The organism is Rectinema subterraneum (assembly GCA_009768935.1).
GTDB lineage: Bacteria > Spirochaetota > Spirochaetia > Treponematales > Rectinemataceae > Rectinema > Rectinema subterraneum.
In genome coordinates this window covers 1-19,500 of sequence record WESA01000037.1, presented here as the reverse complement: position 1 = coordinate 19,500, position 19,500 = coordinate 1, and the positions used below count along the sequence as shown (strand labels likewise).

Genomic DNA, 19,500 nt, shown 5'->3' with positions numbered 1-19,500 from the left:
CGATAGCACTATATTCAATTTTATGAATACAGGGGGCTGCAGAATGGTTGCAGGCGATATCGAGTTTTCCACTGAGCTTCAAGCGTATATCGACGAGTGGTGCAAAAAGGAAGGAGGCCTCGTGATGATGCTCCACCGCATTCAGCATGAATTCGGCTATATCCCGAGAGCGGCGGCGGAAAAACTCTCGCGCATATCGGGGATTCCGCTCGCGAAGATCTACGGGGTCATCACGTTTTATCATTTCTTCAAGACGACAAAACCTGGCAAGCACCGCATTGCGGTGTGCATGGGAACGGCATGCTATCTCAAGGGCGGGCAGGATCTGCTCGAAGAGACGCGCTCGATTCTTTCCATCGAGCCGGACGAAGTCACCGATGACGGGCTTTTCAGCATCGACGAAGTGCGCTGTCTGGGTTGCTGCGGGCTTGCGCCGGTAATGATGATCGATGATGAAGTGCACGGCAAGCTTGCAAAAGAGCAGCTGCCTGACATTATCGCAAAGTACAGAGCGCTTTAAGGTAAAGGGGAAGGCAGGAAGGCAGCGCACATGCACTATGCAATCGCGGATTTTGTGCTCGATCTGGTCCAGAATTCCGTGGAAGCCGGGGCGCAATCAATTGAAGTCGATATCGATGAGGCTCCGGATGGGCTTCGGGTCCGGATTGCGGATGATGGCTGCGGCATGGATGAGCACGAGAAGGCAAGGGCGCTTGATCCTTTTCGCTCGGGTGGAGCGAAGCATCCGGGACGAAAGGTCGGGCTTGGGCTTCCGTTTGTGCAGCAGGCAGTTACGCTTGCGGGCGGCTGGTTCAGCCTGAAGTCGGAAAAGGGAAAAGGCACGGAAGTGCAGTTTTTCTTTCCAGGGAAGAGCGTGGACAGCCCGCCTCTTGGCGACCCGGTTGCATTGTTCACGGCATTGCTGAGCATGGCTGAAAAAAGTGAATTGAAGATACGAAGGACGAGGGCTCGGGACGGGCTTTCGTATGAAGTGAAAAAAAGCGAGCTGGCCGAGGCGGTCGGAGAACTGGCATCTGCCTCGTCGCTGTCGCTCGTGCGGCAGTTTCTCGCATCTCAGGAGGAGGGATAGAAGATATGGCGAAAATGACCCTCGAGCAACTCCGTGCGTTCCGCGAAGGAAAGCGGCAGGAGCTTGAAAAACGGAATGTAGAGGGAAAGGACATCCAGGTTATTGTCGGCATGGGGACCTGCGGGATCGCCGCCGGGGCGAAGCTGACTTTCGATGCCATTGTTGCGGCGCTCGAAAAGCACAACATGGCCGACAAGGTGGTAGTGCGCCAGACGGGCTGCATGGGCCTTTGCTATGTCGAGCCGACGGTCGAGGTTGTCATGCCCGGCATGCCGCCCGTCATCTACGGCAAAATGACGAGCGATGTGGCCGAGGAGCTTGTGGTCAAGCACCTTGTGGAGCACAGCCTGCTCGATAACCATATTTTTGACAGGCCGGCAGTCGATATTGTGGCGCATTGAAGCGGGGGGATGGTATGGCATACAAGAATTTCATTCTGGTCTGCGGCGGAACAGCCTGCGAATCCTCTCACAGCGAAGAAATTTATCGCAATCTAATCAAGGAAGCTGAAGCGCTGGGCGTGAGCCGCGATGTGCAGGTGGTCAAAACTGGTTGTTTCGGCTTTTGCGAAAAAGGCCCAATCGTCAAAGTGCTTCCCAGCGAGTCCTTCTATGTGGAAGTAAAGCCCGAGGATGCGCACGAAATCATCGCGGAGCAGGTCGTGAAGGGACGCGAAGTCACTCGCCTTCTCTATCGCAAGGATAAAAAGAGCGATACCGCAAAGCTCGAAGATATCGAATTTTACCAGAAGCAGTTCCGCATTGTCCTGCGCAACTGCGGCGTCATCAACCCGGAAAGCATCGACGAGTACATCGCGCGCGACGGCTACAAGGCACTCGAAAAGGCGCTCTTCGAGATGGCGCCCGAAGAGATCATCGCCGAGGTCAAGGCCTCGGGCTTGCGCGGGCGCGGCGGCGCAGGATTCCCCACAGGGCTCAAGTGGGAAGCGGCGCGCAAATCCCCGGGTGATGTGAAGTACATTGTCTGCAACGCCGATGAAGGCGATCCTGGCGCCTACATGGACCGCTCAACCATCGAAGGCGATCCGCACAGCATCCTCGAGGCAATGGTGATTGCAGGGCGCGCAGTCGGCGCGAATTTCGGCTACATCTATATCCGCGCCGAATACCCGCTCGCGATCGAGCGTCTTAAGATTGCCATTGCGCAGGCAAAGGAATACGGGCTTCTGGGCAAGGATATCCTCGGTTCGGGCTTCGATTTCGATATAGAAATTCGCCTTGGCGCAGGCGCCTTTGTGTGTGGCGAAGAGACGGCGCTTCTGCAGTCCATCGAAGGCAAGCGCGGCATGCCCAGGCCGAAACCTCCCTTCCCGGCGGTCAAGGGTCTCTGGGGCAAGCCCACAGTCATCAACAATGTCGAAACGCTCGCAAATATCCCTGTCGTGCTCACCCGGGGCGCTCAGTGGTTTGCCGCGATCGGAACCGAAAAATCCAAGGGCACAAAAGTATTCGCGCTCACGGGCAAAATCAACAACTCGGGCCTTATCGAAGTGCCGATGGGCACAACCCTGCGCGAGATCATTTTCGATATCGGCGGCGGCATAAAAGGCGGGCGAAAGTTCAAGGGTGTACAGACCGGCGGGCCATCCGGCGGCATCATTGTCGAAAAAGACCTCGACACCCCGATTTCGTACGAAAGCCTGACCGCGCTCGGCTCGATGATGGGCTCGGGCGGTATGATTGTCATGAGCGAAGACGACTGCGTCGTCGATGTGTCGAAGTTCTACATGGCGTTCTGCGTCGACGAATCCTGCGGGAAATGCGCGCCCTGCCGCATTGGTACCAAGCAGATGTACGGCCTACTGGACAAGATTTCGAAAGGACAGGGAGAAGAAGCCGATCTCGACAAGCTCGAGCAGATCGGCAGGGCCATGACCAAAGCCTCCCTCTGCATGCTCGGCGGCTCGGCGGCCAACCCCACGCTCTCCACCCTCAGGCATTTCCGCGCCGAATACCTCGAACATATCCGCGACAAGAAGTGCCGCGCCGGCAAGTGCAAGGACCTCGTCGTCTACGAAATCGATCCTGCGAAGTGTATCGGCTGCGGCCTCTGCGCACGCCGTTGCCCCGTGCCCTGTATCACGGGCGAAAAGAAAAAGCCGCACGTCATCGATGGCTCGAAGTGCATCAAGTGCGGCGAATGCTATACCGCCTGCAAGTTCGGTGCGGTCATCAAGCGCTAAAGGCAGGGAGAAACGACTATGGTAAACGTAAAGGTTAACGGAATCCCCGTGCAGGTTGCCGAAGGTTCGACCGTGCTCGAAGCGGCAAAAAAAGCGAATGTGAAAATTCCGACGCTCTGCTATAATCCCGATCTTTCGCCCTGGGCCTCCTGTGGCATATGCGTCGTGAAAATCGAAGGGTCGAACAAAATGCTACGCTCGTGCTGCACGCCGGTTAGCGAAGGCATGAGCATTATCTCGAATGACCCCGACCTTGTGCAGACCAGGAAAACCGTTATCGAGCTCATTCTCTCGACACATCCGGACGACTGCCTCGCCTGCCCACGCAACCAGGCCTGCGAGCTGCAAACTCTCGCGCAGGAATTCGGCATTCGCGAACAGCCGTACAAGAAAATGGTGCGCGATATCCCCCAGGATACATCGACAGGCTCTCTCATCCTCAATCCTTCCAAATGCATACGTTGCGGGCGCTGTGTCGAGGTCTGCCAGGAGATGCAGGGCGTCTGGGCCGTCGAATTCCTCGGCCGCGGCGAGTCCATCCGCATCGCGCCGGCCGCTGATGTCAAACTTGGCGACAGCCCGTGCATCAAGTGCGGCCAGTGCTCCGCGCACTGCCCCGTCGGCGCCATCTACGAAAACGACCAGACCAAGCTCGTCTGGGACGCCCTCATGAAAGAAGGCCCCGAAGCCAAAACCTGCGCAGTCCAGATTGCCCCGGCAGTCCGTGTCGCACTCGCCGAGTCCTTCGGCTTGCCCCCTGGCACCGACCTCACTGGCAAGATTTACACCGCCCTGCGCCGCCTCGGCTTCGATGCCGTGTTTGACACGAACTTCTCCGCCGACCTCACCATCATGGAAGAGGGCACCGAATTTGTGCATCGCCTGACGGGCGCGCTCAAAGCGGGCATGCAGCAAGCCACCGCAGACAAGAGCATGCCGCTCATTACCTCGTGCTGCCCGGCATGGGTCGACTACATGGAGAAATACTACCCCGACATGATCCCCAATTTCTCGACAGCCAAGAGCCCTCAGCAGATGATGGGCGCCATGATCAAGACCTACTGGGCCGCAAAGGCAAAGGTCGATCCGGCAAAGATTTACTCGGTCTCCATAATGCCCTGCACCGCCAAGAAATTCGAAAACAGCCGCGACGAGAGCATGTATTCCTCGGGCTACAAGGATGTCGATGTCACCCTGACTACCCGCGAACTTGCGCGCATGATCAAGCAGGCGGGCATCGATTTTCTCAACTTGCCCGAGTCCGAGCCCGACAGCCCGCTGGGGCCGTATTCCGGTGCGGGCGTCATTTTCGGCGCGACCGGCGGTGTCATGGAAGCAGCGCTTCGCACGGCGTATTTCCTTGTAACAAAAGAAGAACTCAAAGATGTCAATTTTACCGCGGTGCGCGGGCTTTCGGGCATCAAGGAAGCGACTGTCCACATTAACGGGATTGAGCTGCGCGTGGCCGCGGCCCACCAGATGGGCAACATCGCCACGGTGCTCGATCAGGTTCGCAAAGCGCGCGAGGAAGGCCGCGAGACCCCGTGGCACTTCATCGAAGTCATGGCGTGCCGCGGCGGCTGCATCGGCGGCGGCGGCCAGCCCTACGGCGCCACTGACGAAGTGCGCAAACTCCGCATGCGCGGCATTTACGACAACGATGAAAAGCAGGAATACCGCTGCTCGCACGACAACCCGTACATCAAGCAGATCTACGCGGAATTCCTCCAAAAGCCTGCCAGCCACAAGGCGCACGAGCTTTTGCACACGCAGTACAAGGAGCGGCCGCTGTATCTAAAGTAAAATTTTGGGGTCTGACCCCGTTTTTTAAATTTTTGACTTTCGAGAAGGGGCTGGCCGATATGCAGGGCAGCCCCTTTGTTTTGGCGCTCAAAATCTGGGCGCCTTCATTTTTATTCTCAGAGATGAGGCCGGGATGATGCCGAAATGAGACCGACCGCGTTCTTCAAGTCCACTGGCTTCGATAAGATCGCCGCGAGCAAGGTTGAAAAAGCCCAGCGTGCTCGCTTGAGCGTGTATGGCCGTCGGGTCGTTCTGTGGCGCAGAGATTGTCGAAAGCTGGCCATTTTCGGTGCAGACAATGTACCGTATGCGGCCGGCTTTATTCAGCATAGGCTCGGAGACGATGCGGCCCGAGATCGCCGGCCCGGCGGCGGGGGGTAGGCCAGAGGGCCTCGCTGCTGCGGGGGGCGGCGCGGCGGAATTGGCGGCATGTTCCGCGAAGTCAGCGCCCTGCCTGGCGAAGACGATACCCTGTCCGCCGAAATCGGCACCCATATTCCTGGCGAAGACAGCGCCCAGTTTCTCGCCAGTTTTCTGGAATGCAACCCATGACGCCTTGAGCGAGGTGCGATCGAGCCCCGCCATTTCTGCAAGTTTCCTGACAAGCGTAGGCGCGTCCCATTTCCATTCCGAAAAGCATGGCCGATCCCCGATTGCGCGCATGGGACAGGGGTCTGAATGAGGACATGGTCCCACACAGAAAAGGTGCGCTGCCGCGGGATCCGCTGCGAGTGTTGCGCGGGCTTCATCCGAAACTGCGAAATTCCCGCCCGTAAAGCTCCCGGCCGCTTCGAGTAGACTGTCGCGCAGCGCCAGCAGCGGAATGCTGGTATAATGCGCCGATGGTTCGATAATGAGCAAGAGGCCGCCTTCACGCAAGGCAGGCAAAAGGCTCAACAGCATATTGCGCCGCCGCTCGATCCGCTCCGGCTCATCATGCCACAATTCATTGATGCTATGCGAGGCGATAATGAGGTCGAAAGGCGGTTCGAGCAGCGCTCGGCCCGCTGAAAAGCCGGCCGAAGGCTCGATTGATGAACTCGAAAACCTGCTCAAAATACCCACTGAAAAATCTTGGAGATCTTTAGCCAAAGCGGAGAGTTCCATGGACGAGCCGCCCTGCCTGCCTTTTTCCGCAATCTTCGAAGCGACATCGAGCGCAGCCTGACTTGCGTCGACGAGCACTGCTCTTTCCGCTCCGAAAAGGCTTGCGGCAAAACTGCCCGGCCCGGGTCCGCTTCCGAGATCGAGCACAGTCTGAATGTTCGGCAGTGTCCTTCGCTCCGCAAGCTCAGCCAGAACCGCCGCTGTTTCATAAAAAGAAACAGGCCAGTAATACAATAGATAAGCTTGCAGTGCGCTCTTTTCGTCCATATAGCCGGAGGCGACGCGAGCGCGATCTCCAGTCAGACCGCGCTGGAGCGCTCGCAGGTTTTCTGCGATTTTCTGCACCTGCCCTTTATTGCCGAGCGCAAGCCCTTCTGCTTTGCTGATGCCGTACCATTCAGCAGCGTGCCTGGCCATAGCTGCATCAAAAAGTCGCTTTGCCACAAAATTCATATATACCATTTCAAGCCAGCTTGCTATACTATATCCTCACAATGGAAATCGATTCTTCTGCAATCAGAAGCCTCTTTATAGATTCTTCTCTTTCGGAATTCTTCGACGAGACAGATCTGTTCTATATCGATTTCCAGTCCAGTATCGCAAGGTCCTGCAGCACACTTCGATACCTCGGCTATGAAGATGCGGACCTGCTTGATATATTGGGTGCATTTCCTGTCCATGAGGCTGACAGAGAGCGGGTTGAGCTCATGCAGAAGCGCATAGAATCTGGCGAAACTGATAAGGTGATCGATTCTTTCCGTGTTGCTTCAAAAAAAGACAGCCGTTTCCCCTGGCTGCGCTTTTCCATAAAAGTGCTGGGGCGCGAACCTGATGGCAAGCCCACCGCCCTGATCGGCCATGTTACCGATGTGGATGACCTTATCGCTTCGCAGGAAGAAATCCGCGAGCGCCTCGTCGAAATCGATGCAATGCGTGAATTGATTGGTGCCATCAATAAGAGCCTCGATTTTGAAGAGACATTTAAACGCATTATCGAACAGCTGCACAGGATTATTCCGTTCGACCGCGCAACCGTGCAGGCCTTTGAGAATGATTCCCTCACTGTTATCGCTGGCTATGGCTATCCTAAGTCGGACATCATGGGGCTCGTGTTTCCTGCAAAGGGCATCGACAACCCTGCGGTTCGAGCGATACAGACGCAGAGGCCTATAGTTTGCAATGATGTTTCCCATGATTTCCCCGGTTTTATTGCACCATCGAAAGATTTCACCAGCTTGTCCTGGCTGGGTATCCCAATGGTCTACGAGGGGCAGGCGATAGGGCTTATTGCGCTCGACAGCCATCTTCCGAATTTCTACACCGACCAGCATGTCAGAGTTGCAACTGCAATGGCCGAACATATCGCAACTGCGTTCGAGCATGCGCGCAGCCACCAGCTTGTCACTGTCCAGGCAATGACTGACCGCCTTACAGGGCTTGCAAACCGCTATGGCCTTGAAATGCGTGGTACGGAGCTCTTCCAGAAAGCTATCGAAAATGACCAGCCAATCGGCGTGTTCATGCTCGATATCGATCACTTCAAGCAAGTGAATGACATGTATGGACATTCGTACGGAGACATGGTGCTGCAGCAAATTGCATCGACAATCCGCACGCAGATCCGGAACGAGGATTATGCAGTGCGCTACGGCGGCGAGGAATTTGTCGTGCTCCTGCCGGGATTGGGACCAAGGGAATCGCTCATTGTCGCCGAACGCCTTCGCATCAAAATCTCCCAGACGGAAGTCGAAAAAGGGCGCAAACTTCCCACAGTGAGCATCGGCATCTATGCGGCTGTTCCCGGTTCGCTCGATATTCTTCACGAATTTATCCGCAAGGCTGACCTCGCGCTCTACACCGCAAAAGAAGCAGGCAGAAACCGCTCCCGGGTATGGTCGACAAGCCCTGAATTCTATGTGAGCGAGTGATAGGCGCCAAAAGCCGCTGTGAACGAGCAAATGGGGCGCACAGATCGCGCGAGTCAGTGATGCGCGCAGCCTGTGTTTCCACCGCAGCCTCCGCTCATTCCCCCACCTGACCCGAAGCGGCCTTTTTTTGCCGCTCTTCAGCCTTGCGCGAAATGCGGTTCCACACCGAGCTCATGCCCATTGCTTTTTTTGCAAGCGAGAGCGTCTGGCGGGCTTCTTCGCGCATGCGCATGGTGCCTTCGTAGAGGATTTCCTCAACAAGGCCTTTCTGGGATTCGTAGTAGGCGCGGCGCTCGCGGATCGGGTCAAGGAACGTATTGAGCGCGCGGGCGAGCTTTTCTTTTACTTCGATATCGCCAACCTTGCCTGCGCGGTAGCGCGCTTTGAGGTCTTCGATTTCGGCTTTGTTTGGGTTGAAGGCGTCATGGTAGATGAACACCGGGTTGCCTTCGACGGTGCCGGGAATGTCTGCCCTGATGCGCTTGGGGTCGGTGTACATGGACATCACGCGCTTGATGACGGTCTTTTCGTCGTCGGAGAGAAAAATCGCGTTGTTGAGGCTCTTGGACATTTTGGCGTTGCCGTCGGTACCGGCAAGCGAGCCGAATTCCGAGATCATGGCTTCAGGAATGGGGAAGGTCTCGCCGTAAAGATAATTGAAGCGGCGGGCGATTTCCCGCGTTACTTCGACATGGGCTTCGTTGTCCTTGCCTACGGGCACGAGGTGTGCGCGCGGAAGAAGGATATCGGCCGCCTGCAAAACCGGGTAGCCCAACAGCCCGAAGGGCATTTCCTCGATGTGCGCGTTCTGCGCCATTTCCTTGAGGCTGGGCACGCGCGAGAGCCGCGGCACGGTGATCAGGTTCTGGAAAAAGAGTGCGAGCTCTGTCACTTCCGGCACGGCGGACTGCAGGTAGATGACTGATTTTTTCGGGTCGATGCCGACCGACAGATAATCGAGCACGGCTGAATGAACATTCTCGGAAAGCTGTTCGATGTTTTCCTTTTCGGGCTTGGTGGTGAGGGTGTGAAGATCCGCGATGATGAAAAAACACTCGTATTCATCCTGAAGGCGCACCCTGTTGGCGAGCGAGCCGACATAATGGCCGAGGTGCAGTTTTCCTGTGGGGCGGTCTCCAGTCAGAATGCGTTTTCTCTCCATGATTCAACTCCAGACGCTGATTGTGCTCCCAAGTGTAGCGAATCATGGCGATTTGGGCAATCGTGCGCGGATACTCCAAAACGAACAGAAAGTACGCTACTATTGGCATATGGCAGTTGCTGTAGCTCTGTATCTAGTCGCTGTTCTTTTGCTGGCCGGTATTGCATATCCACTCATGTTCCGCCCAAAGTGCAGAAGCCTCGAATTTACAAAGCAATATTCACTCGAGCATGGCGAAATAGACGAGTCTTTTCTCGGCTTAGACTGGAAGGATTTTTCTTTCAGCTCACCCAATGGCTACACCCTCCGCGGGCAATATCTCCGAGGGAAAGAAGACGCACCTGCAGCCCTGTTCGTGCATGGGATCACATGGACGCGCTATGGCATGGCGAAATATATGAAGCCGTTCATCGAGCGCGGCTGGAATGTAGCGGCCTTCGATCTTGCAGGGCATGGAGAGAGCAAGGCGCCGCGGCGATTTCATCCTTCCTTTGGCTTTTATGAAAAATTCGATGTAAAGGAAGGTGTGAAGGCTTTGCGAGCACTGTTTCCCAAGGCGCTCTGTGTGGGGCTTTTCGGGGAATCACTTGGCTCGGCTTCGGTTTTGCAGTACGCGCTGCTCGCGAAAAAAGATTCTTCCGCGGAAGTCGATTTTATTGTAGCCGATTGCTCATTTTCTTCAGCATGGGATGAGTTGCTCGAGCAATTAAGGATGGTTCATGTGCCCAATTGCATTGCGTGGCCGGCAGCGCAGGGGGTGCGCGGGCTCGCGAGGCTTCTGCGCGGCTTCGATCTGAAGGATGCGGCGCCCGCAAAGGCTATTATGGAAGCGGATATGCCGATTTTGTTTGCGCATGGCATGGAAGATCGCTATGTTCCTACTATTATGAGCGTGCGCATGGCGAGCGCCCGGCTTTCTGGCGGCATTGGGCTCACAGAGCTCGTGCTGATCCCCGGGGCGACGCATGCAAAAGGCATTCTCACCGACAAGGAGCGCTGGCTTTCCGCAGTGAACGCGTTTATCGATCGCGTCTGCGACGCAAAAAAGAAAGCCGCCGCTAAATAAGCATAAGGAGCATGAAGATGGAACTGAAAATAGGGCTTGTTGCCGAAAAGGAAATCGTTGTTGAAGACAAGCATGTCGCATCGCACCTGGGTTCGGGCGGCGTGCCTGTGTATGCGACGCCGACGATGGTTCTCCATATGGAAGAAACGTCTCGGCAGGCGGTCGATCATCTTCTGGGCCCTGATGGGGCAACGGTTGGCGCCTATATGGCCGTAAAGCATCTCGCTCCGACCCCAAAAGGCATGCGTGTGCGCATTCGCGCGGAGCTTACCAAAATCGATGGACGCATGCTCACGTTCAAGGTTGAAGCATGGGACGAAGTGGAAAAAGTCGGCGAGGCGGAGCACGTGCGCGCCATTATCAGCATGGCGAAATTTGCTGAGCGCATCGAGAAGAAGAAAAGAGCCGCCGGCGCCTGATGCCGCCCCCGTCTGCGCGGGGGCGCGCTCGCTTACATGCTCTTCCAGAACTTGTAGAATTTCCGCTCCACAGTATCCAAGTCGAGATAGGGGTAGAATTTACATGGCTTGCCATGCTCGGCGAACATGAAGCCCTCTTTCAGGTATTTGTACGAAATGCGATCGATGGGGCAGTCGAGCGAAATGCCTTTGACTACCTTGCCGGGGGTTGTGCGTACTTCTTCGATGGCTGAGACGAGACGCGCAGGATGAATGCCTGGCACATAGCAGCGAATCAGCGGATTCTCTTCGTATTCTTTTAGGAATTCCTGGGTATCGAATTCGAGCAGAGTGAATGCCATTTTCGGCGCGCCTTTGGAGTTGCGTGGGTCGGTAATAAACTGGCCAAAGTCGTGGCAGTTCAGTTTGGTGAGCACAATGAAGCGCAAGGGATTTACTTCGAGCATAATGCGGAACTCATCGGTATCGATCGATGGCTCATAGGGCTTGGATTCGAGTTCGACATAATCGCCGAGGGAATTGCTGATATAGAGTTTGCCAAGCGCATTGTAATCCACATGTTCCAGGACTCGGTAGCTCTTTATAAATTTCGTGGCCTTGGGCCTGCCATCTTCATGCGGCTTGAGTTCGGCATAGGCAGTATCGATGTCGAAATAAGGATGGCGATAGTCGGGATCAACCTCGACAAAGATCAGTCTGCCTTCGAAGTACCGCGTCGAGCCCTGCACATAATGCCTGATAAAATGCTCCGGCTCGAGCTGCGATGCAATAAGCGAATGATTTGGATGAATTATCATGTAAAGGTGTTTTTCGCTAGCCATCTTGCAAACCTCCTTGGGCTGAATAAGAGACCACCGCCAAAACTGGTGGTTTGCTGTTCTAACCAAGCCAGTTGAATGCATAATGGTATACATTCTTGCGAATAATTCTGCAATATGTGGGCTGGATGATGGCTGGAAATATTCGCTGGCGGCTTGTAGATGGAGAGGAGAGCGGAGCTTTTTAGCCGGGGGTTTTTGATGGTTTATCCCCACGCCAACTTCAGAAGCGGTGCGAGCACGAGGGAAATAATGGCCATCAATTTGATGAGTATATTGAGCGAAGGGCCTGCCGTATCCTTGAACGGGTCTCCTACTGTATCGCCGACGACCGCTGCACGGTGGTCTCCAGAACCCTTCCCGCCTTCAGGCCGCGATTCGATGAGTTTTTTGGCATTGTCCCATGCGCCGCCTGCGTTGGACATGAAAATCGCGAGCAGGCCGCCGGAAACTGTCGCGCCGACCAAAAGCCCGGTGAGCACCGCTGGCCCGCCGATAAGCCCCGCAAGAATCGGTGCCGCGATAGCGGATATGCCGGGGAGAATCATGCTTTTCAGTGCGGTTTGCGTCGAAATATCGACACAACTGCGGTAATCAGGCTCTTCGGTTCCTTCGAGAATGCCGGGTTTGGAGCGGAATTGCTTGCGCACTTCTTCGATCATCGCAAATGCTGCTTGATAAATGGCATCCATCGCAAGCGCACTGAAAAAGAAGGGGATCATGGCGCCAATAAAAAGCCCGATGAGCACGTGCGGGTTGGTCAGATTCATAACGCTCGGCTGAAGACCGGTCGCGCTGATGAATGCGACAATAAGGATGAGTGAGGTGAGCAGCGCCGAGCCGATTGCGAATCCCTTTCCGATGGCTGCGGTGGTGTTGCCGACGGCATCGAGCGAATCGGTGATTTTGCGGACTTCCGGCGGCATTTCGGACATCTCGGCGAGCCCGCCTGCGTTGTCCGCTATGGGGCCGTAAGCATCAACAGAAAGCTGAATGCCGAGCGTGAGGAGCATCCCGAGCCCTGCCATGCCAATGCCGTACAGGCCTGCCAGCCAATTGCTGAATCCTATAGCGAGCCCGATGACCAGAATAGGAAACACGGTCGAACTCATGCCGACCCCAAGGCCTGAAATGATTGTCGTTGCTGCGCCTGTTGTGCATGATTTGGCAATCTTCCGCACTGGCGGGGTGTCGGAGCCTGTGTAATATTCGGTAATAAGCCCAATCGCCGTGCCAGCCGCAAGCCCTATGACGCATGCAAAATAAATGCCAAGCCAGCCAGCTTCATGCGTGCCGCTTACAAATCGTTCAGTTCCGATTGTCAACCGAATAACAGGCAAAAGCAGTAGCATCGAAATAAGCGCCGCGCCGACAGATCCCGCGTTCAAGGCCTTTTGCGCGTTGCCTGAACGGTTGATATGCACGAACAATGTCCCTATGAGCGAAGCGATAACGCCAGTGCCTGCGGCAATGAGGGGCAGAATCGAAAGCTTGATCTGCATAAAAGGGCTTGCCTGCACTGCGATGCCAAGCACCATGCAGCCGATGATGGAGCCTGCATAGGATTCAAAAAGGTCTGCTCCCATGCCCGCGACATCCCCGACATTGTCACCGACATTGTCCGCAATGACCGCAGGGTTGCGGTGGTCATCCTCCGGAATGCCGACTTCGACTTTTCCGACGAGGTCTGCGCCTACATCGGCTGCCTTCGTGTAGATGCCTCCTCCGACTCTCGCGAACAAGGCCATCATGGAAGCGCCAAGGGAGAAGCCCGATACAATGGGGAAAATGGTTTCGCCAAGGACGCTGTCAGCGCCCGGAATAAGCAGCAGCAAACCCAGCACTCCGCTGATTCCTAGAAGCACAAGTCCTACCACCGTCATGCCCATAACGGATCCGCTCGAAAACGCGACGCGCAGCGCAGGCTGAATGCCTTTCTGCGCGGCCTCAGCAGTGCGTGAATTTGCTTTGACCGCAATACTCATGCCGAACCAACCAGCGGAAGCGGAAAGAATTGCCCCGATAAGGAAAGAGATGCTCTGCAATTTCATTATGCCGACATTCCAGAACAGCAGCATGAGCGCGACAATCGGCAGAATATAGGCGACTGTCCTGTATTCGCGCGTGAGAAAAGCATATGCACCTTCTTCGATGTACCCGGAAATGCGCTGGATGTCGGAATTGGCGAGAGGGATTTTTCTGATACGACTGCTCGTGACCAAGGAGTACAAGAGTGCCAACAAAGCAGCTGCGATAGCCCAAAGCACTCCGCTCGTCAGCATGGAGAACCTCCTTGCCGAAAAAACTGATTCTTATCGTTTACAAGCCATTATAGGGGTGGTTTTGAAAGCTGGCAATATTGAAAATGCGATAGCGTTCTGTTTTGCTCTCGCCGCGGCGGCACTCAGGCGTGCGTAGATTATGCCGGATTTCATAATTATGCAGCTCGAACCTTGACAAAAGTGGCGATTTGTATTTTTATTGAAGCACTTTTCTTCCGGGAGGGGCATATGCAATGCTCACTTCTCCATTCATCCGTTTCTCAAATCTTGCGATTCCCGCGCAAAACGCTTCGTTCCTACCATTTGTACCGCGTCCGTCTCTATACACGTCGCCGTTGATCGCCGTTTTTGGCAAAAATCGGTGTATTCACGACTCTTCCCCATCACAATATAGTTGAAAGGAGATGCCCATGATTCATGTGGGTATTTTGGGAGCCACCGGATATGCGGGGCTCGAATTGACAAGGATTTTGCTGCAGCATCCGCGCGTGGACAGGCTGAGCGCTTCTTCGGTGAGCTTTGAAGGCAAATCGCTCGAGGATGTCTATCCTTCGATGGTGAATGTTGTTGATGGCAGCGCGTTGCCGCCGCTCGAAAAAGCCGAGGATGTCATGGCCAGGGCAGATATCGTATTTTCCTGCCTGCCGCATGGCCATGCAGAAACCGCCGGGTGGCAGTGCGTCGAGGACGGTAAGCCGTTTATTGATATCTCGGCCGATTTCCGTTTTGGCACGCATGAAGAGCTTTTCAAGAAATGGTACGGGGCAGGCTATGAATACCCCGAAGTGCATGCGCAGGCGGTGTATGGACTGCCCGAGCTGCATCGAACGGCTATCAAAAGCGCGAGACTCATCGCGAACCCCGGCTGTTATCCCACAGCAGCCGAACTTGGACTCATGCCGGCTCTGCAAGAAGGCATCGCTGATTTGTCGAGCATTGTCATCACTTCGATGTCGGGGGTCACTGGCGCAGGCAGGGAACCGAGCCAAACGACACACTATCCTGAGGCCGCGGACGCAGCTTCGCCCTACAAAGTCGGCTCTCACCGCCATCAGCCCGAAATCGACCTCTTGCTTTCAGAAATGGCAGGTGCGGAAGTGCACAGCGTATTCACCCCAATTCTCGCGCCCATGAACCGCGGCATTCTCAGCACAATATGCTTCGGGCTTGTGCACACGATTTCCGCAGCAGATTTGCATGCGTTGTATGCGGACCGGTATGCAGGCGAGCCATTCGTGCGTGTCCTGCCGCTTGGGAGCACCGCATCGAACCGCTTTGTCAAATATTCGAATTATTGCGATATTTCTGTGCATCTGTCGGCTGACGGCTCGAAAGCGGTGATCATTTCGGCAATCGACAACATGGTAAAGGGAGCAGCCGGTCAGGCTGTTCAGAATATGAATATTCTCCTGGGCTTCGATGAAACAGAGGGGCTCAGGTTCATTCCACCGGCGTTCTGAGAAAAGGAGCGTGTGATGAAGCAAACCCGTGGTGGCGTTACAGCCCCAAAAGGATTTTTGGCATCGGGAGTTCATGTCGGTATTCGCAAGAATAGGGAAAAGAAAGATCTAGCCCTGATCTGGTCAGAAGTGCCCTGTGCTGCGGCTGCGGTGTACACAACAAACCGCGTTAAAGGCCAGCCGCTCATCGTCACCCAGGAGCACCTCGCCGATGGCCGCGCCCAAGCCATCATCGCCAATTCGGGCAACGCAAATACCTGCACGGGCGAGGAAGGCATAAAGGCGGCACGGCGGATGGCAGAGCTCGTAGCCCAGCATCTTCCGGTAAAAGCGGAAGACGTCGTTGTCGCTTCGACAGGCGTCATCGGCCAGCAGCTCGATGTGTCGGTAATCGAAGCCGGCATGGGCGAGCTCGTTGCGGGGCTTTCCAAGGGCGGCTCGATCGATGCTCGCGAAGCCATCATGACCACCGACACGATGAAAAAAGAAATTGCGGTGGTGGAAGAAATTGGCGGAGTGCTGGTTACGATCGGCGCAATCGCGAAAGGTTCGGGCATGATCCACCCCAACATGGCAACCATGCTCGGCTTTATCACGACCGACTGCGCGATCACTTCAGAGATGCTCGACAAGGCCTTGAAATTCGCGGTCCGCAAAAGCTTCAACCGTGTCAGCGTCGATGGCGATACATCGACAAATGATATGGTGGCAATTCTCGCCAACGGCATGGCCGGCAACCCCCTCATCGACCAGGAAGGCAACAACTTCGACGAATTCCGCGACGCTCTCGAGTTTGTCTGTGTGGAGCTCGCGAAGATGATCGCGCGAGATGGCGAGGGTGCGACGCGCCTCATCGAGTGCACTGTGAGCGGCGCTGTCTCCGAGGAGCAGGCGGAAGCGCTCTCGAAAGGTATAATCACCTCGAGCCTGGTCAAGGCAGCCATGTTCGGTGCCGATGCGAACTGGGGACGCATTCTCTGCGCCATGGGCTATACCCGCAACGATTTCGATCCTGACAAGGTTGATGTAGCATTCGAAAGCCCGAGAGGCTATATCGAAGTATGCAAGGCCGGTGCACCCCTTCCATTCAATGAGGAAAAAGCAAAAAAAATCCTCAACAACCAGGAAGTCGAGATTATCGTGGACCTGCACGCAGGCGATGCAGAAGCAACAGCGTGGGGCTGCGACTTATCATATGAGTATGTCCGGATCAATGGCGACTATCGGACATGAGCGGGGGCGAGCCCAAATCTGGCCAAACGCTAACTCATTGAAATATAATTATTTATAGCGCCAACTGCAGCGCGGCGCGGGAGCATGACTATGGATGAACAATTCAATGCGGATGTCCTGATCGAAGCATTGCCGTATCTGAGAAGGTTCAGCGGCAAAATTATCGTGATCAAATATGGCGGCGCGGCCATGATCAACGAAGGCGTGCGCCAGTCCGTGATCCAGGATCTCATTCTTATGCAGCAGGTCGGAATGCGCCCTGTGCTTGTCCATGGTGGCGGGCCAGAAATCGACCGCATGCTCAAAAAGCTCAATAAAGAATCCCTGTTTGTCGAAGGCTTGCGCTACACCGATGATGAGACAATGGAAATTGTCCAGATGGTGCTCGCGGGCAAGGTGAATAAGGATCTCGTCGAGCTTTTCTCTCGCATGGGCGGGAAGGCGGTGGGGCTCTGCGGCAGTGACGGCGGGCTTTTTATGGCTAATCGCTTCCGGAAAAACGGGCAGGATCTCGGTCTGGTCGGCGATATCCAATCCGTGAATACCGAGCTGCTGCGTACCTTGCTCGATAATGGCATTATTCCTGTCGTGGCGAGTATTGCCCTCCGCAATGACGAAGAGGGCGGATTCTACAATGTGAATGCAGATACTGCAGCGGGCGCGCTCGCGATTGCACTCAAGGCTGAAAAGCTCATTCTGCTCACCGATGTGCCGGGCGTCATGGAAGACAAATCCGATCTCGAAACCCTTATTCGCGAAATGGATGTGCAGATGGCGAAATCGCTCATCAAGCGAGGGGTGATCAAGGCGGGCATGATTCCGAAAGTGGAAGGATGCTTGCAAGCCTTGGCGAAAGGAGTCAGCGCGGCGCACATCGTCGATGGGCGCTCGCCGCATTCTCTTTTGGTAGAATTATTTACAGATACTGGTATGGGGACAATGATACGATGAAAGAACGATTTATGAACACCTATGCGCGGACTGGCCTTGTGCTGGACCATGGGGTGGGCGCGCGGCTTTTCACAGTAGACGGGACTGAATACATCGACTTTACGGCGGGAATCGGCGTGAACTCGCTGGGCCACGGGCATCCGCGGCTTGTGGAGGCGATTGCGGCGCAGGCAGCCAAAATCATGCATGTATCCAATTATTTTCTGACAGAGCCTTCGATCGAGCTCGCGGAAAAACTGACCGAGGCCACCGGCTTCGACACGGTTTTTTTCTGCAATTCGGGCGCCGAGGCCAACGAGGGCATGTTCAAGCTTGCGCGCAAGTACGGCTCGTCGAAAAATCCGGACAAGAATGTCATTGTCACGCTGAAACAGTCGTTCCATGGGCGGACAATCACGACTGTGACCGCGACTGGCCAGGACAAGTTCCACAAGTTCTTCGGGCCGTTCACTCCGGGTTTTGTTTATGCGGAGCCTGAAGATATTGCCGGCCTCGACGCGCTGCTCGGGCCAAATGTGTGCGCTTTCGCCTTCGAGCCGATACAGGGTGAAGGCGGGGTCAGACCCCTTTCGCGCGCGTACCTGCAGGCAGCGGAGAAGATGTGCCGCGAGCGGGATATTCTGTTCTGCGCGGATGAGGTGCAGACGGGGGTCGGCAGGACGGGGGCGGTGCTTGCCTGCGAGCGGCTGGGGGTAAGGCCGGATGTGACGGCGATTGCCAAAGGGCTGGCGGGCGGTGTGCCCATCGGCGCAGTGCTCGCGCGCGGCAAGGCGGCCGATGTGTTCCAGCCGGGCGACCATGGGACAACATTTGGCGGTGGGGCATTGGCAGCCTCCGCGGCGCTGGTGGTGCTCTCCGAGCTTGAATCGCCGGGTTTCCTTGACGAAGTCGACCAGAAAGGGCGGCATCTGATGGAGCTGGTTGAAGGCTTCCGGCACCCGCTCGTTAAGGATGTGCGCGGTATGGGACTCATGATTGGCATTGGGGTCAAGGTAGATCCGCATAAGATTGTCGATGCGGCGCGTGCCCACCGCCTGTTGACGCTGACTGCGGGCGATGACACGGTGCGGCTTTTGCCGCCGCTTGTGATAACTATGGAAGAAATTGAGCTCGGTGTCGCAGCGCTCAAGCAAGCACTGGATGATGTGAGTAGTGCTCCCAACCTTGTGCCAGAGTTGAAGTAAGCATTCACATTCTCGCGTCTACCTCTATGAGAAGACTCACCACTCTCTATGGAGGTAGATGCCGATGCAATCCTTCCCTTTCTGTCCGAATCCTCACTGTGTCTGGCACAGTAACGCACCAGATTTCGCTTGGGCGAAGCCCAAGGGCTTCTATACCACCAAGGCATTTGGCCGCGTCCAACGCTACCAGTGTGCCGCCTGCCACAGGACCTTCTCTTCCCAGACCTTCTCGTTAGCCTACTATGTGAAGCGGCCAGTGGCTTTACCCGATATCGTTGCTCGCCTTGTAAGCGGCGAAAGCCTCAGAGCCATGAGCCGCAACCTCGCAGTCTCCCTTAACCTCCTGTCCAATCGCATCGATCGGCTTACCCGCCAGGCAATCGCCCTGCACAGCATCTGCCTTGCATCCCGAGCGGGGTATGACGATATCTGTATCGATGGCTTTGTCTCCTTCGATACTTCCCAGTATTTCCCGAGCGAAATCCCCATCGCCATCACTGCCCACTCCCAGTTCATCCTCGACTTCAGCCATGCCAGCCGCCGCAGGTCGGGCACCATGACGGCTGCCCAGAAGGCAAAGGCGCGGGAGCTCTACCGTCGTATCCCCTTAGAGCGCGGCGCACTCGCCCGCTCCTTCCGCGAAACCCTCGTACACGCCCTGCAGCTGCAGCCACCGGCTCCCTACCGGCCCTTTGTCCTCACCACCGATGAAAAGCCCGACTATCAGCGCGTGTTCCATAGGCTTGCAGCCTTCCGCACGCAGACTGAACAAACCCGCCTCGTCCACTGGACGA

The 19,500-nt window shown here is 55.7% G+C and carries 17 protein-coding genes; 13 read left to right on the top strand and 4 right to left on the bottom strand.

What is annotated here, in order from left to right:
• Positions 1 to 43 precede the first annotated feature (43 nt).
• From GAP13_RS09515 to GAP13_RS09495, 5 genes are read left to right on the top strand one after another with little or no spacing between them, the layout of a single operon-like run.
• Positions 44 to 520, top strand: coding sequence for an NADH-quinone oxidoreductase subunit NuoE family protein (locus GAP13_RS09515; RefSeq protein ID WP_158908096.1), 477 nt, complete (start codon positions 44 to 46; stop codon positions 518 to 520).
• Between the two features lie 30 nt (positions 521 to 550).
• A complete protein-coding gene (locus GAP13_RS09510; protein WP_158908095.1) occupies positions 551 to 1,090 on the top strand; it encodes an ATP-binding protein in 540 nt (179 codons plus the stop codon).
• A 5-nt stretch (positions 1,091 to 1,095) separates the two neighbouring features.
• Positions 1,096 to 1,491: a (2Fe-2S) ferredoxin domain-containing protein gene (locus tag GAP13_RS09505; RefSeq protein ID WP_158908094.1), complete on the top strand. Its 396-nt coding sequence runs from the start codon at positions 1,096 to 1,098 to the stop codon at positions 1,489 to 1,491.
• Between the two features lie 14 nt (positions 1,492 to 1,505).
• A complete protein-coding gene (nuoF, locus tag GAP13_RS09500; RefSeq protein ID WP_158908093.1) occupies positions 1,506 to 3,293 on the top strand; it encodes an NADH-quinone oxidoreductase subunit NuoF in 1,788 nt (595 codons plus the stop codon).
• A gap of 18 nt (positions 3,294 to 3,311) precedes the next feature.
• Positions 3,312 to 5,096, top strand: a complete 1,785-nt coding sequence (locus tag GAP13_RS09495; RefSeq protein WP_158908092.1) for an NADH-dependent [FeFe] hydrogenase, group A6 — start codon at positions 3,312 to 3,314, stop codon at positions 5,094 to 5,096.
• 87 nt (positions 5,097 to 5,183) lie between these two features.
• Here GAP13_RS09495 and GAP13_RS09490 read toward each other — a convergent pair whose 3' ends face one another.
• A complete protein-coding gene (locus tag GAP13_RS09490; RefSeq protein WP_222126191.1) occupies positions 5,184 to 6,647 on the bottom strand; it encodes a small ribosomal subunit Rsm22 family protein in 1,464 nt (487 codons plus the stop codon).
• Between the two features lie 50 nt (positions 6,648 to 6,697).
• Between GAP13_RS09490 and GAP13_RS09485 the strand changes: the two genes are divergently transcribed.
• Positions 6,698 to 8,131 (top strand): GGDEF domain-containing protein, encoded by a 1,434-nt coding sequence (locus tag GAP13_RS09485; RefSeq protein WP_158908090.1) that lies wholly within the window; start codon positions 6,698 to 6,700, stop codon positions 8,129 to 8,131.
• A 94-nt stretch (positions 8,132 to 8,225) separates the two neighbouring features.
• Here the strand turns inward: GAP13_RS09485 and trpS are convergent, their stop codons facing one another.
• Positions 8,226 to 9,293 carry a tryptophan--tRNA ligase gene (trpS, locus tag GAP13_RS09480; RefSeq protein WP_158908089.1) on the bottom strand — a complete coding sequence of 356 codons (1,068 nt, stop codon included), beginning with the start codon at positions 9,291 to 9,293 and terminating at the stop codon, positions 8,226 to 8,228.
• On the opposite strand from trpS, the gene GAP13_RS09475 reads away from it, so the two are divergent.
• Positions 9,292 to 10,359, top strand: a complete 1,068-nt coding sequence (locus GAP13_RS09475) for an alpha/beta hydrolase (RefSeq protein ID WP_222126190.1) — start codon at positions 9,292 to 9,294, stop codon at positions 10,357 to 10,359. The genes trpS and GAP13_RS09475 overlap by 2 nt on opposite strands.
• 17 nt (positions 10,360 to 10,376) lie before the next feature.
• Positions 10,377 to 10,778, top strand: coding sequence for a thioesterase family protein (locus tag GAP13_RS09470; protein WP_158908087.1), 402 nt, complete (start codon positions 10,377 to 10,379; stop codon positions 10,776 to 10,778).
• A gap of 32 nt (positions 10,779 to 10,810) precedes the next feature.
• Here GAP13_RS09470 and GAP13_RS09465 read toward each other — a convergent pair whose 3' ends face one another.
• Both GAP13_RS09465 and GAP13_RS09460 read right to left on the bottom strand, forming a co-directional pair.
• Positions 10,811 to 11,599, bottom strand: a complete 789-nt coding sequence (locus GAP13_RS09465; RefSeq protein ID WP_158908086.1) for a hypothetical protein — start codon at positions 11,597 to 11,599, stop codon at positions 10,811 to 10,813.
• A 203-nt stretch (positions 11,600 to 11,802) separates the two neighbouring features.
• Positions 11,803 to 13,878 carry a sodium-translocating pyrophosphatase gene (locus GAP13_RS09460; RefSeq protein WP_158908085.1) on the bottom strand — a complete coding sequence of 692 codons (2,076 nt, stop codon included), beginning with the start codon at positions 13,876 to 13,878 and terminating at the stop codon, positions 11,803 to 11,805.
• A 410-nt stretch (positions 13,879 to 14,288) separates the two neighbouring features.
• Between GAP13_RS09460 and argC the strand changes: the two genes are divergently transcribed.
• The 5 genes from argC to GAP13_RS09435 form a co-directional block, all read left to right on the top strand.
• Positions 14,289 to 15,338: an N-acetyl-gamma-glutamyl-phosphate reductase gene (gene argC / locus GAP13_RS09455; protein ID WP_158908084.1), complete on the top strand. Its 1,050-nt coding sequence runs from the start codon at positions 14,289 to 14,291 to the stop codon at positions 15,336 to 15,338.
• Between the two features lie 15 nt (positions 15,339 to 15,353).
• Positions 15,354 to 16,571: a bifunctional glutamate N-acetyltransferase/amino-acid acetyltransferase ArgJ gene (argJ, locus tag GAP13_RS09450; protein ID WP_158908083.1), complete on the top strand. Its 1,218-nt coding sequence runs from the start codon at positions 15,354 to 15,356 to the stop codon at positions 16,569 to 16,571.
• Positions 16,572 to 16,661: 90 nt separating this feature from the next.
• Positions 16,662 to 17,522, top strand: a complete 861-nt coding sequence (gene argB / locus GAP13_RS09445) for an acetylglutamate kinase (protein ID WP_158908082.1) — start codon at positions 16,662 to 16,664, stop codon at positions 17,520 to 17,522.
• A complete protein-coding gene (locus GAP13_RS09440) occupies positions 17,519 to 18,706 on the top strand; it encodes an aspartate aminotransferase family protein (RefSeq protein ID WP_158908081.1) in 1,188 nt (395 codons plus the stop codon). The genes argB and GAP13_RS09440 overlap by 4 nt, the downstream gene beginning before the upstream one ends.
• A 64-nt stretch (positions 18,707 to 18,770) precedes the next feature.
• On the top strand, positions 18,771 to 19,500 hold a 730-nt coding region (locus GAP13_RS09435), incomplete at its 3' end, for a transposase (protein ID WP_442792386.1).

Bases quoted from the DNA above. Each gene is read 5' to 3' on its own strand.
- GAP13_RS09465 (WP_158908086.1), bottom strand. From the start codon at position 11,599: ATGGCTAGCGAAAAACACCTTTACATGATAATTCATCCAAATCATTCG.
- GAP13_RS09505 (WP_158908094.1), top strand. From the start codon at position 1,096: ATGGCGAAAATGACCCTCGAGCAACTCCGTGCGTTCCGCGAAGGAAAG.
- GAP13_RS09475 (WP_222126190.1), top strand. From the start codon at position 9,292: ATGATTCAACTCCAGACGCTGATTGTGCTCCCAAGTGTAGCGAATCAT.
- nuoF (WP_158908093.1), top strand. From the start codon at position 1,506: ATGGCATACAAGAATTTCATTCTGGTCTGCGGCGGAACAGCCTGCGAA.
- argJ (WP_158908083.1), top strand. From the start codon at position 15,354: ATGAAGCAAACCCGTGGTGGCGTTACAGCCCCAAAAGGATTTTTGGCA.
- GAP13_RS09440 (WP_158908081.1), top strand. From the start codon at position 17,519: ATGAAAGAACGATTTATGAACACCTATGCGCGGACTGGCCTTGTGCTG.
- argC (WP_158908084.1), top strand. From the start codon at position 14,289: ATGATTCATGTGGGTATTTTGGGAGCCACCGGATATGCGGGGCTCGAA.
- GAP13_RS09515 (WP_158908096.1), top strand. From the start codon at position 44: ATGGTTGCAGGCGATATCGAGTTTTCCACTGAGCTTCAAGCGTATATC.
- argB (WP_158908082.1), top strand. From the start codon at position 16,662: ATGGATGAACAATTCAATGCGGATGTCCTGATCGAAGCATTGCCGTAT.
- GAP13_RS09495 (WP_158908092.1), top strand. From the start codon at position 3,312: ATGGTAAACGTAAAGGTTAACGGAATCCCCGTGCAGGTTGCCGAAGGT.
- GAP13_RS09510 (WP_158908095.1), top strand. From the start codon at position 551: ATGCACTATGCAATCGCGGATTTTGTGCTCGATCTGGTCCAGAATTCC.
- GAP13_RS09485 (WP_158908090.1), top strand. From the start codon at position 6,698: ATGGAAATCGATTCTTCTGCAATCAGAAGCCTCTTTATAGATTCTTCT.
- trpS (WP_158908089.1), bottom strand. From the start codon at position 9,293: ATGGAGAGAAAACGCATTCTGACTGGAGACCGCCCCACAGGAAAACTG.
- GAP13_RS09460 (WP_158908085.1), bottom strand. From the start codon at position 13,878: ATGCTGACGAGCGGAGTGCTTTGGGCTATCGCAGCTGCTTTGTTGGCA.
- GAP13_RS09470 (WP_158908087.1), top strand. From the start codon at position 10,377: ATGGAACTGAAAATAGGGCTTGTTGCCGAAAAGGAAATCGTTGTTGAA.